This window comes from Massilia sp. X63 (assembly GCF_041023745.1).
In the GTDB taxonomy this organism is placed as follows: Bacteria; Pseudomonadota; Gammaproteobacteria; order Burkholderiales; family Burkholderiaceae_D; genus Telluria.
On record NZ_JBFTEF010000003.1, the window covers coordinates 452234 to 463818 of the forward strand.

General features: G+C 65.0%; 11 protein-coding genes. All 11 read right to left on the minus strand.

Annotated features, from left to right (window positions below):
• Positions 1 to 20: 20 nt before the first annotated feature.
• The 11 genes from AB3347_RS09115 to AB3347_RS09165 all read right to left on the minus strand — a co-directional run bounded on the left by AB3347_RS09115 (position 21) and on the right by AB3347_RS09165 (position 11151).
• Positions 21 to 755 carry a helix-turn-helix domain-containing protein gene (locus AB3347_RS09115; protein WP_369091464.1) on the minus strand — a complete coding sequence of 245 codons (735 nt, stop codon included), beginning with the start codon at positions 753 to 755 and terminating at the stop codon, positions 21 to 23.
• Between the two features lie 140 nt (positions 756 to 895).
• The gene (locus tag AB3347_RS09120) at positions 896 to 1096 is read right to left on the minus strand and encodes a hypothetical protein (RefSeq protein ID WP_369091465.1); all 201 of its coding nucleotides are present in this window, start codon (positions 1094 to 1096) and stop codon (positions 896 to 898) included.
• 23 nt (positions 1097 to 1119) lie between these two features.
• On the minus strand, positions 1120 to 2457 hold the full coding sequence (hslU, locus tag AB3347_RS09125; protein WP_369091514.1) for an ATP-dependent protease ATPase subunit HslU: 1338 nt from the start codon (positions 2455 to 2457) through the stop codon (positions 1120 to 1122).
• Positions 2458 to 2471: 14 nt separating this feature from the next.
• Positions 2472 to 3008 (minus strand): ATP-dependent protease subunit HslV, encoded by a 537-nt coding sequence (gene hslV / locus AB3347_RS09130; RefSeq protein WP_369091466.1) that lies wholly within the window; start codon positions 3006 to 3008, stop codon positions 2472 to 2474.
• Positions 3009 to 3168: 160 nt separating this feature from the next.
• Positions 3169 to 4443 (minus strand): STAS domain-containing protein, encoded by a 1275-nt coding sequence (locus AB3347_RS09135; protein WP_369091467.1) that lies wholly within the window; start codon positions 4441 to 4443, stop codon positions 3169 to 3171.
• Positions 4444 to 4769: 326 nt separating this feature from the next.
• The gene (gene dksA / locus AB3347_RS09140; RefSeq protein ID WP_369091468.1) at positions 4770 to 5222 is read right to left on the minus strand and encodes an RNA polymerase-binding protein DksA; all 453 of its coding nucleotides are present in this window, start codon (positions 5220 to 5222) and stop codon (positions 4770 to 4772) included.
• A gap of 246 nt (positions 5223 to 5468) precedes the next feature.
• On the minus strand, positions 5469 to 6539 hold the full coding sequence (locus AB3347_RS09145; protein WP_369091469.1) for a GTP-binding protein: 1071 nt from the start codon (positions 6537 to 6539) through the stop codon (positions 5469 to 5471).
• Positions 6540 to 6675: 136 nt separating this feature from the next.
• Complete coding sequence (gene xerC, locus AB3347_RS09150) at positions 6676 to 7617, minus strand: tyrosine recombinase XerC (RefSeq protein WP_369091470.1); 942 nt, start codon at positions 7615 to 7617, stop codon at positions 6676 to 6678.
• 13 nt (positions 7618 to 7630) lie between these two features.
• Positions 7631 to 8296 (minus strand): DUF484 family protein, encoded by a 666-nt coding sequence (locus AB3347_RS09155; RefSeq protein ID WP_369091471.1) that lies wholly within the window; start codon positions 8294 to 8296, stop codon positions 7631 to 7633.
• Between the two features lie 305 nt (positions 8297 to 8601).
• A complete protein-coding gene (locus AB3347_RS09160) occupies positions 8602 to 9882 on the minus strand; it encodes a porin (RefSeq protein ID WP_369091472.1) in 1281 nt (426 codons plus the stop codon).
• A gap of 216 nt (positions 9883 to 10098) precedes the next feature.
• Positions 10099 to 11151: a porin gene (locus AB3347_RS09165; RefSeq protein ID WP_369091473.1), complete on the minus strand. Its 1053-nt coding sequence runs from the start codon at positions 11149 to 11151 to the stop codon at positions 10099 to 10101.
• Positions 11152 to 11585: the final 434 nt, after the last annotated feature.

Consider the following 11585-nt stretch of genomic DNA (forward strand, 5'->3'; position numbering starts at 1 on the left):
GGGACGGAGGACTCGCGGGATCAGGTCCGGCGCAGCGCCGTGAAGGCGGCGAACTCCCATGACCTGAAACCCACCAGCAAGGTATAGCCGTCGCGCTCCTGCGACGGCAAGCGGCGGTCGTTGCGGTGCAGGCGCGCCAGTTCGCCGGCCAGTTGTTCGATCTTCTGCGCCAGTTCTTGCGCGCTGCCGCTCGACAGGCGCGCCGGCAGGCACATCAGCACTTCGCCGGGCCGGTCGAAGCCGCCCGCGAAATAATCGGCCACCACATGCTCGCGGAAATAGCGCTGCACCGGGCCGCCCGGCAGCCAGCGGAAGGCGTTCGAGACCCGCAGGCTGTAGCGGTTCAGGGGCTTGAGCTCGATCAGCCCGAGACGGTCGAGCTCGGCCAGCAGGGTGATGCATTCGGGCTCGGTCAGGCGATAGGTCTCGAGCACTTGTTCCAGCGACCAGTGTCCGAGGCAGCAGATCGCCATCAGGAGCAGGCGCGGGTTGGCCACCAGCGAGGTTTCCTGCGGCAGGGTGAGGGCGTCGGCCTGCGGGCGGGCATCGGCCGCGCGGCGCAGCACGTCTTCCAGCGCGATGCCGGTCACCTGGCAGATCTGCGCCAGGCGCGACAGGGCCATGTCCTTCTGCCCGAACATGCGCTTGACGCTCGATTCGCTCACGCCGATGCGTGCAGCCAAGTCCTTGTAGGTGATGCTGGCGGTCCGCATTTCCGCGCGCAGCACGTCGAGTACCAGTTCGGGGGAGCTCATGCTATTCCTGTCGTCAACATGTCATGTCGATTGAATGTACCTGTGAACGGTCTTGCAGGCAAGATCGCGGGCGAACGTAAAAAAAGGCGGGCACGCTTGCGCGGCCCGCCAAGGGGAAAGTCAGTCGAAAGAGGAGGCGCTCAGTCGTCGTCGGCGACCAGCTTGGCCTTCTTGAGCATGCGCTTGGCCTCCTGCCGCTCGCTCGAGAGCGGCTTGGCGTGCGGTCCGGCCGCCCGCGCCTTGGCCAGCGCCGCGATCGGGTTGCGCGGCTTGCCGAACTGCTGGGACGGTTCCACCCGCAGCCGCATCTTCTGGCGCGTCGCCAGTGCCTTGTTCGCCATCGCCAGTCCTCCTCTTTCCTTGATTACAGTACGTACCTCGACAGGTCTTCGTTCACCGCCAGTTTGTCGAGCCGGTCGTTGACATAGGCCGCGTCGACCGTGACCGTCTGCTCGCCGGCGGCGCCGGCCGTGAACGAGATCTCCTCGAGCAGCTTTTCCATCACCGTGTACAGGCGGCGCGCGCCGATGTTCTCGGTGCGCTCGTTGACCGAGAACGCGATCTCGGCCAGGCGGTGGATGCCCTCGGCGGTGAAGTCGACCTTCACGCCTTCGGTCGCCAGCAGGGCCTCGTACTGCTTGGTCAGGCTGGCATCGGTCGAGGTCAGGATGCTCTTGAAATCCTCGATCGACAGCGATTCCAGTTCGACCCGGATCGGGAAGCGGCCCTGCAGCTCCGGGATCAGGTCCGAGGGTTTCGACAGGTGGAACGCGCCCGAGGCGATGAACAGGATGTGGTCGGTCTTGATCATGCCGTACTTGGTGTTCACCGTGGTGCCCTCGACCAGCGGCAGCAGGTCGCGCTGCACGCCGGCGCGCGAAACGTCGGCGCCGCCGTGTTCCGAGCGGGTGGCGATCTTGTCGATCTCGTCCAGGAACACGATGCCGTTCTGCTCGACGTTGGCGATTGCCTTCTGCTTGAGCTCGTCCTCGTTGACGAGCTTGGCGGCTTCCTCGTCGACCAGCAGCTTCATGGCTTCCTTGATCTTCATCTTGCGCGGTTTCTTGCGCGCATTGCCGACGCCGGCGAACATCGACTTGATCTGTTCGGTCATTTCTTCCATGCCCGGCGGCGCCATGATTTCCATCTGCGGGGCCGCGTCGGCCACGTCGATCTCGATCTCGCGGTCGTCGAGCGCGCCTTCGCGCAGGCGCTTGCGGAAGGTCTGGCGGGTGGCGTCGCCGTCCTTGCTTTCGGGAGTATTGCTGACGTTGAAGCCGAAGTCGCGCGCCGGCGGCACCAGGATGTCGATGACGCGGTCTTCGGCGGCGTCCTCGGCGCGCTGGCGCACCTTCTTCTGTTCGCTGGCGCGGGTCTGCTTGACGCCGATGTCGATCAGGTCGCGGATGATGGTGTCGACGTCGCGGCCGACATAGCCGACCTCGGTGAACTTGGTCGCTTCGATCTTGATGAAGGGCGCATCGGCCAGCTTGGCCAGGCGGCGTGCGATCTCGGTCTTGCCGACGCCGGTCGGGCCGATCATGAGGATGTTCTTCGGGGTGATCTCGTGGCGCAGCGGCTCGGCGACCTGCTGGCGGCGCCAGCGGTTGCGCAGCGCGATCGCGACCGCGCGCTTGGCCTTGCCCTGGCCGACCACGTGCTTGTCCAGTTCCGAGACGATCTCGGGCGGGGTCATGTTCATGATGGGGGACTGGTTCATTCCAGGGTCTCGATGATGTGGTTCAGGTTGGTGTAGATGCACAGCTCGCCCGCGATGGTGAGCGATTTTTTCACGATCTCCGCAGGCGGCATCTCGGTGTTTTCGAACAGGGCTTTGGCGGCTGATTGGGCGTACACGCCGCCCGAGCCGATTGCGCCCAGGCCGTCGGTCGGCTCGAGCACGTCGCCGTTGCCGGTGATGATCAGGGTCGATTCGCGGTCGGCAACCAGCAGCATGGCTTCCAGCTTGCTCAGCATGCGGTCGGTGCGCCAGTCCTTGGCCAACTCGACCGAGGCGCGCAGCAGGTTGCCCTGGTGCTTCTCGAGCTTGGCTTCGAAGCGGTCGAGCAGGGTAAAAGCGTCGGCGGTAGCGCCGGCGAATCCGCACAGGACCTTGCCCTGGTACAGGGTACGAACCTTGCGCGCCGAGCCCTTCATGACGACGTTGCCCAGCGTGACCTGGCCATCGCCACCCAGCGCGACCTGGCTGCCGCGCCTCACACTGACGATGGTGGTGCCGTGAAATTGTTCCATATTAAGCCTCGTGGTTGTCTAGCCACCCGCAGATGGGGTGGGTGCTTGGAATTGCAAGATGAGCTCAGCCTTAATTCCTGGTGCGGATTCTTACGAGTCCAGCATTGCCGTGCCCAGCTGACGTAAGCATGACTTTTCGGGACGGCTCGGCGGCAGCGCGTCAGTAGCGGTGCGGGTAAAGACGGATGCTGCTGTCGTCGTGCGCGTAGCCGAGCAGGCGCAGCAGGGCGGCGACCAGGTGGTTCAGCTCGCGCAGTTCGACGCGCCGCTGCTGTTCCGTATGCGCGCGCAGCCGGCCCTGCAGCGCGCTGGCGCAGGCATAGTCCATGCGCGCCAGGCGCGAGCAGTCCAGCACCAGGAGCGTGCGGCCCTCGGCGTAGGCGTCGATGGCGTCCAGCAGCGCCTTGCACTCGCCCAGCGCGAGCGCGGGCAGCAGGAAGCGGTCGCCCGCGCCCGGGGCCGGGGCGGCGGTCGAGACGTGCTTCGGGGTGTCGAAGGAGGGCGGCGAGACTTCGAAAGTGACGCAATAGTCCATCGCCGATTCCTCGAAATCTTTTTCGCGGTTGGACAGGAGCAGTAGTTCGAGCAGCAGCAGCCAGGGCGCTTCGCCGGACGTCCGGTCGCCGATGACGAGCATGGGGCGCAGGGTCGCCATCAGGGTGTCGGCGCCGGCCAGCACCAGTTCGCGCCCCTCCTTGCGCAAGGACTGCAAGGCCTGGAGCAGCAGGGCGCAGCCTTCGGCATCGGCGCTGCGCACCGCGCCCAGGTCGATGCGCACCAGCGGGGCGTTCGGGGCGAGCAGGCGCTGCAGGCGCGGGCCGATGGCGCGGTCGAGGACGGGACCGAAGCGCTCGGTGGCGGCCACCCCGGTCAGCTGCGGCGCATCCTCGGCAGGCTGGAGCGGCTGCCAGGCCGGCGGCGAGGTTTCGAAGTGGCTGGCGTAGTCGATGGCGATGCTCTCGAAGCGTGCTTCCTGGCCGGTGGCCTGGTACAGGTCGAACAGCATCCACCACGGCAGGCGCTCGAGCTGGCCGAATTGGGCCAGGCTGTCGCGCAGCAGGTCTTCGGCGGCGGCGGCCTGGCCGTTGGCGAACAGGATGGCGCTTTCCTCGACCGCCGGGGCGGTGGCCGGCACGGCCGCGGCATCGGGCACTTCGTCGGCAGTGTCGGGCACGGGCAGGGCGGCGGCGGGACGGCGCGCCGCGCTGCCCCAGGCCGGCTCGTCGTCGAAGATGGCCGAGGTCATCTCGAGTTCGATTTCGTCGATCTTGGCGGCAGTGGCGCGCGCGATGGCGCGCTGGCGCTCGCGCTCGGCCTCGCTGACGAGGCGCGACGGTTCCCCCGCGCGCAGGCGCGTGTCCGGTACGGGCAGCTCTGCCTGCGCATCCCTGCCTGGCGTGGCGCTTTTTTTCTTCAGGAAGGAGAACAGCCCCATGGTCCCCGTGTTCGAACGGACAAGTTGGTCATCACGGTAGCACAGCCGAAGCAGGGCGTGCTTGCGTGCACGCCCGCGGCAGGGCAACCGTCTGAATTTGGCGTCTAGTGTATCCGATAGGAAATGATCTGATATGCATAATCAGCGCATCTTCAATGCTGGGGGCATCAAATTTGCACGCAGGCCGCGCTGGCCGACGTGATCGGCAACGGCTTCGCTGACACGGCCTGCGGCTGATCCGCCATGTCCGGTTGCGGGCCGGCCGCAAAGCAAAAAGGCATGCACCTTGCGGTGCATGCCTTTTTTACTGATGGGAGAGGGAAGAATCAGTCGCCGTACAGCTTCTGCTTCAGTTCGCGGCGCTGCTGGGCTTCCAACGACAAGGTTGCGGTAGGACGGGCGATCAGGCGCGGGATGCCGATCGGCTCGCCGGTTTCTTCGCACCAGCCGTACTCGCCGTTGTCGATGGCCTGCAGCGATTGCTGGACCTTCTTGAGCAGCTTGCGTTCGCGGTCGCGGGTGCGCAGTTCCAGCGCATGTTCTTCTTCGATGGTCGCGCGGTCGGCCGGATCCGGCACCAGCACGGTTTCGCGCAGGTGTTCCGTGGTCTCGCCGGCATTCTTGAGCAGCTCTTTTTCGAGCTCCTGCAGGCGGTTGCGGAAGAACGCCAGCTGTGCCGGATTCATGTAGTCGTCGTCGCTCATCGCCCGAATTTCTTCTTCCGTCAGAAGGCGTTCTTCGAGCTGCGCGGCGGTATTCGGTTTGGTTGTTTTAGTCATGATGCCTTCGATACGACAGAGGTTTTCATTTTAGCAGCAAAATCAGCATTGACACCTTTACAACAGATGCATGCCGCTTGCTGCCCCGGACGGCGATCGCCGTCCTTCACTGCCTGTCCCGGCCCGGCATGCAGCTGGCTTGGGACGATGCCCGGATGCGCCGGCGCGCTAGCACCGGTGCCCGGCCTGCCAACTACCACGGCAGGTCGTCAGCGGGTCCGGACCGGCCCGCAAAACTGATGTAGTTTATACCAAACACTGTTCGAGGCCTTGCATAAATACGTCTTTTGGTAAATTTTTACCAATAAAGACCATTTTACTGCCACGTGGTTCGCCTTCGCCCCACTTTGCGCCCAGGTCGCTGCCCATGATTTGATGCACGCCCTGGAACACGACCTTGCGGTCGGCTCCTTGCATCGACAGCACGCCCTTGTAGCGCAGCATTTGCGGGCCGAAGACCTGCACCATGCTGCCCAGGAACTGGTCGAGGCGCTCCGGATCGAAGGCGCGCTCGCTCTTGAACACGAAGGCGGCGATGTCGTCGGTGTGGTGGCTGTGGTGGTGATCGTGGTGCGTGCAGGCCTCGCCATGGGCATGGTCGTGGCCGCAGTGTTCGCCATGCTCGTGATCGTGGCCGTGATCGTGGTCATGGCCTTCCTCGGCGCGCAGGAAGTCCGGGTCCAGCTCCAGCTTGTCGTTCAGGTTGAAGCCGCGCAGGTCCAGCACTTCCGAGATCGGCGCGCGGCCGAAGTCGCTCGTCGAGATCGGCGCACGCGGGTTGATGCGGTGCAGGCGCGCCTTGAGGACGTCCACGGCGGCGGCGTCGACCAGGTCGGTCTTCGAGAGCAGGATCTTGTCCGCGAAGCCGACCTGGCGCTGGGCTTCCTCATGGCGGTCCAGCTGGTCCATCGCGTGGCGCGCATCGACCACGGTCACCACCGCGTCGAGCATGTAGTTAGCGCCCACTTCTTCGTCCACGAAGAAGGTTTGCGCCACCGGGCCCGGGTTGGCCAGGCCGGTGGTTTCGATGACCACGCGGTCGAAACTGATCTCGCCGGCAGCACGCTTCTGGGCCAGGTTGGTCAGCGCCACGATCAGGTCGCCGCGCACGGTGCAGCAGATGCAGCCGTTGTTCATCTCGACGATCTGCTCGCCGGTGTCGCGTACCAGGATTTCGTTGTCGATGTTTTCCTGGCCGAATTCGTTTTCGATGACGGCAATCTTCAGGCCGTGTTCCTCATGCAAGATGCGGTTGAGGAGGGTGGTCTTGCCTGCGCCGAGGAAGCCGGTAAGGATGGTGCTTGGGATGGGTTCCATGTTCGCTTTGCTGTCGGTTGCGCCCGCATCGGGGTGGAAGAATCGGGCGATTATGCCGGATTTCGTGCAACATCACCATTAACCGTGCAGCGTCTTGACATTGGTCAAGTCCATGCCCGCTACTGCCTGGCGATCTTTACTTGGCTTTTGCGCGCGGGTGGGCTTTGTCGTAGACCGCGGCCAGGTGCTGGAAATCGAGCGCCGTATAGATCTGGGTCGAGGTGATGCTGGCATGCCCGAGCAGCTCTTGTACCGCGCGCAAGTCGCCCGAGGATTGCAGCACGTGCGAGGCGAACGAGTGGCGCAGCACGTGCGGGTGGACGTGCACCGGCGTGCCCGCGCGCAGCGCATGCGCTTTCAGGCGGCTTTGCACGACGCGCGGCGTGACGCGCGTGCCGCGCGCCGACAGGAACAGCGCGGCGCTGCCGTCGCGGGCGGCGGGACGCACGGCCAGCCAGGCGGACAGCGCGCTGCGCGCCGGCCCGCCGACGGGCACGCGCCGCATGCGTCGGCCCTTGCCGGTGACGACCACTTCGCCGGCCTGCAGGTCGAGCCAGCCGAGCGAGGCGGGCGTGCCGTTGCCGCCCTCGGTGTAGACCATGTCCAGCCCAGCGAGTTCCGATACCCGCAGGCCGCTCGAATACAGCAGCTCGAACATCGCGCGCTCGCACAGCTCGGCCGGTTCCGGATGGCCTTTGGCATTGGCTTCCATCAGCTGCACCGCATCGTCGACCGACAGGGCCTTGGGCAGGGTTTTCGGGCGGCGCGGCGCACGCACCCCCTCGGCCGGATTGGCGGACAAGGGCAGCTGGCGCGACAGCCAGTCGTAGAAACCGCGCCAGCCGGACAGCTTGCGCGCAATCGAGCGCGGCGACTGGCCGCCGGCGTGCAGCTTGGCGGCGAAGCGGCGGATGTCGTGGTGGGTGAGCTGCGCCCAGTCCTTGTGGCCGGCGAGCTGGGCCAGTTCCTGCAGGTCGCGGCGGTAGGCCGCGACCGTGTGCGGCGACAGCTGGCGCTGGGTGGCCAGCTCACCCAGGTAGCGTGCGGGCCAGCCCATCTGCTCCTGCGCCGCCGTCATCGCGTGGCTCCGATCAGGCGCGCAGCGGCGCCAGCGCGGTGCTGGCGGTGGTGGCGATGTGGACCAGGAAGTCGGTCGCCATGGTGGCGGTGAAACGGTCGTCGTTCGGTGCGCCCAGTACCAGCAGGCCGAAGGTCTTGCCGTCGACGGCGAGCGGCATCAGGACGGTCGAGCGCACCGCGGCCGGGTCGTCGAGCCAGCGCACTGCTTCGAAGTCGTTGTTCAGGCCGCAGTAGGGCGCGCGCAGGCTGGCCGCGAACAGGCGGGCGTCGTCCGACACGCCGCTGGTGAACCAGGCATCGGCGTGCTCCGGCGCCAGGTTCCACAGGCGCAGCGAGACCTGCGGCACCATGAATTCGGTGCCCAGCGCATCGACCAGGTCGCGCGGCATGGCAGCGCCGCCCGCCGACTTGAGCAGGGCCTGGTTCCAGGCATGGAAGCGGTTGGCGATCGCGTGGTTTTCCTCGGCGCGGCGGGTCAGTTCGGCCAGGCGCAGTTCGAGCTTGCGGTACTTGTCGCGCATCACCTCCATCTGGCGTTCCTGCAGCGACACGGCGCGGCCGGTCAGCGGGCTCGACAGCTTGACTTCGCCCAGCAGGCCGGCGTGCTCTTCGAAGAATTGCGGGTGGTCGATGAGGTATTGGGCGACGTCGTGGGCGTCGAGCGCTGCGCTGGTCATGAATGTGCGTGTGGTGAGTGATGTCCGGCCAACATTCTACCTGAGTCATGCAGTGCCACGGCGGAAAAGCGCCGCCCGCCAAGCACATGGCGGCGGCGTCCGGCACGCGCATGGAACATCTGTTCCATGGAAGTCGTTGCGGGCCGCATCTTGGCAATTCCGGCGCTGGCCGGACCTCCGCGCACCGCCGCATTCACGATAAAGCCGATCCAACAGCGAATGGGGACAGCGCCACTGAAAAAAAGCCCCCATCGGGCCTAAGCCGGATGGGGGCTGGTGCGCATCCCGCTCGGGGATGCGGGATATCAGAAGCGGTGGCGGATGCCGACTTGCAGCGCGCGGCCGTCTTCGCCCGGACGCTTGGTGAAGCCGCCCGGATTGCCGGCGGTGCCCGGTGCGTACTGGCCGTCGTTCTGGTTCTTGATGAAGCCGGCGACGGTGTACAGGTCGGTGCGCTTCGACAGGAAGTGGTCGTAGCCGATCGCGAACAGGTCGGCGTCGCTGTTCGAGGCCAGGCGGTCGTTCTGGTGCGCGTACGAGGCCATGATGCGGCCGCTGCCCAGCTTGTAGTGGGCGCCGACCTGGTAGCTGTTGGCGTCCTGCTGGGTGTTGCGGGTGATGTTGGTCACGAACACGTTGCGCAGGAAGGCCTGGGTGGCTGCCGGCACGCCCTGCTGGGTCAGGACCGGGGTCACGCCGGCATCCCAGCCGCCGATGTAGTCGGCCAGCAGCGCCGAGTTGGTGTTGCGCTGGCTGTGGAAGCCGGCGAAGAACTTCCAGGTGTCGTTCAGGGTGTAGGAGCCGCCCACGGTGGTGGTGCGCAGGCTTGGACGGTTCTGCTGGTCGTAGCCGTGGTTGTAGCCGATGCCGACGTCGAAGCCGTTGGCCTTGTAGGTGATGGCGCCGGCGCGGAACTTGTTGTAGCGGCCGAGGTAGCCCGAACCCTTCGGACCGTACATGACCGAGCCGCCGATGCCGTTCGGCAGGGCGATGCGGTACTGGATGGCTTCCTGCGAGCGGATGTCCGCGCCCAGCGCGGTGAAGCCGGCGGTGCCGCCGGTCACGTGGCCCCAGGTGCCGGCCGTGCCCGATTCGAAGGTGTCGGCCATGTTGAAGACTTCATAGCCCGGGGTATACATGCGGCCCAGCAGGATGGCGCCGACCGGGGTGATCATGCCGACCATCGCGGTGCGGTCGAACAGGGCGCGTTCCTGGTTGACGGCCGGGCCGCCCGGCGGCTGGATCAGCGACTGGAGGCGCGAACGGATCGCGGCCGGGATGGCGTCCATGCCCTTGAGCAGGTAAACGCCCGGATTGTCGTTCATCAGGGTCGGCTGTTGGGTACCGGTGTCGAGCTCGACGCGTGCCTCGAGGTTGAAGATGGCCTTGTAGCCGTTGCCCAGGTCTTCGGTACCCTTGAAACCGATGCGCGAGCCGTCGGCGCCGCCGCTGTAGATCTTGGTCGGGCCACCTTTTTGCCACATCACGCCGGCATCGGCGATGCCGTAGATCTGCACGCTGGTCTGCGCGAAGGCCGAGGTTGCGAAACAGGTGCCGAGCAGCGCGGCCAGGATACTTTTCTTCATTGCGTCTCCAGTTATATGCGAACGAGCGTTTTTTTACGCGCCTTGCCAATATGCCATTGCATCAATGCACTGTACAGACTCCCCATGCAAGACGGGTCAGCACCGTGGTTGGCGTTGCTTAAAAACTACAAAAACAGGGCAAAACAAAGGGCGGGCATGGTTGCCCATGTCCGCCCTGGAAGGCAGGCCCGCAGGCCTGCACTTCGGTGATGCTGATTAGAACGAGTGGTTCACGCCGACGTCGTAATGGTTGACGGTCGACGGCGCGGTGGTCAGGCCTTTCTTGCGCGATGCGTCCACGTACAGGTAGGTACGCTTCGACAGGCTGTACTCGTAGCCCAGCGAGAACTGCTTCACCTTCTGCAGGCCGTCGGTGTCCTTCTGACCGTAACCGGCCAGGAACTTGCCCGGGCCCATGGTGTAGTTGGCGCCCAGCACCCATGCGTTGGTGTTGGCGTTGGCGAAGCGGTTGTGCTCCTGGTCCTGCTTCGAGTACAGGCCCATCAGCTTCAGTTCCGGGGTGGCGGCGAACGAGGCGCCGATCGACCAGACTTTCGATTCGATGGCATTGCGCTCGTAGCCGGCCATGAAGGCTGCCGGACCATTGGTGTAGGTGCCGGTGATCGAGAACGGGTTCGACGACGCTTCGGCGCCCACCGGGTATTGCGGATTGGCTGCGGTGCCGCGGCCGATGACGGCCGGGCCGCCGCCGTTTTCCTTGGTGGCGACCGCTGCGTTCAGCTGGAAGCCGCTGGTGACCGGCGAGTTGTACCACACGCCATTCGAGAAGCGGTTGTTCGAGTAGCCGGTGACGTCCAGCGGCTGCGAGTTGTAGCCGGCGACGGCGAGGTCGGTCCAGAAGCCGGCCGGGCTCGGCGAAGCGTGGAACGGTTCGAAGGCGCCCACGGTCTCGTGGAACGGGGTCAGGCCGCGGCCGATGCGGACGGTACCGAAGTCGCCCTGCAGGCCGACGCGGCTCTGGCCCTGGAACAGCGGACGCTGGGTGCCGTTGCCGCCGATTTCATTGGTGCCGGTGTCCGGCTCGTAGCGCATTTCCAGCTGGAACAGTGCCTTGAGGCCGTTGCCCAGCTCTTCGGTGCCCTTGAAGCCGAGGGTGTTCGAGGCACGCTTGCCGATGTTCAGGGTCTGGCCGCTGCGCTTGATGATGCCTGCGTCGATGGTGCCATAGATCTGAACGGAGGTCTGTGCGTGCGCGGTGCCGGCAGCGAATGCGCCAAGCAGTGCGACGGCCATGAGGGATTGTTTCATTATTCGTATTCCTTTTATTAAGTGAATCTCAGCTATCCCTGGCATTGAGGCCTAAAAGCTGAATGCCCGGATACCTGAACCTTAAATGCTTGACTCGTCAAGATTGTCGGTTTTGTCAATTATGAAGGGCCGAGTTGGTCGAAAGCCAATAAATCGAATCGTGCTGTTGTATTTTTGAAACGCGTGTCAAAAACATGTAACAAATTGCTTCAGGAAAACACGTGGCGTAATTGGCTGGATGGGTTTGCGCCGCCTCAAGGAAGGCGAGAATTGGAATTGAGCGATGCCGACGACGCCGTAGACTCTGCGTCACAGAGAGGTGTACAGCGACGGCGCTTCGGGGGTTCTTGTATATTGGCAACTTTTGAAGGCGCAAGCCCGTGTTGGCGTCGCCGGCTGCCATGCTTCCCTGCGTCGTGGCCGCACCGGCCGAT

Coding starts and splice junctions, on each gene's coding strand:
- AB3347_RS09155 (WP_369091471.1), bottom strand. CDS start 8,296: ATGACCAGCGCAGCGCTCGACGCCCACGACGTCGCCCAATACCTCATC.
- AB3347_RS09120 (WP_369091465.1), bottom strand. CDS start 1,096: ATGGCGAACAAGGCACTGGCGACGCGCCAGAAGATGCGGCTGCGGGTG.
- AB3347_RS09145 (WP_369091469.1), bottom strand. CDS start 6,539: ATGGAACCCATCCCAAGCACCATCCTTACCGGCTTCCTCGGCGCAGGC.
- AB3347_RS09165 (WP_369091473.1), bottom strand. CDS start 11,151: ATGAAACAATCCCTCATGGCCGTCGCACTGCTTGGCGCATTCGCTGCC.
- hslU (WP_369091514.1), bottom strand. CDS start 2,457: ATGAACATGACCCCGCCCGAGATCGTCTCGGAACTGGACAAGCACGTG.
- hslV (WP_369091466.1), bottom strand. CDS start 3,008: ATGGAACAATTTCACGGCACCACCATCGTCAGTGTGAGGCGCGGCAGC.
- AB3347_RS09115 (WP_369091464.1), bottom strand. CDS start 755: ATGAGCTCCCCCGAACTGGTACTCGACGTGCTGCGCGCGGAAATGCGG.
- AB3347_RS09135 (WP_369091467.1), bottom strand. CDS start 4,443: ATGGGGCTGTTCTCCTTCCTGAAGAAAAAAAGCGCCACGCCAGGCAGG.
- xerC (WP_369091470.1), bottom strand. CDS start 7,617: ATGACGGCGGCGCAGGAGCAGATGGGCTGGCCCGCACGCTACCTGGGT.
- AB3347_RS09160 (WP_369091472.1), bottom strand. CDS start 9,882: ATGAAGAAAAGTATCCTGGCCGCGCTGCTCGGCACCTGTTTCGCAACC.
- dksA (WP_369091468.1), bottom strand. CDS start 5,222: ATGACTAAAACAACCAAACCGAATACCGCCGCGCAGCTCGAAGAACGC.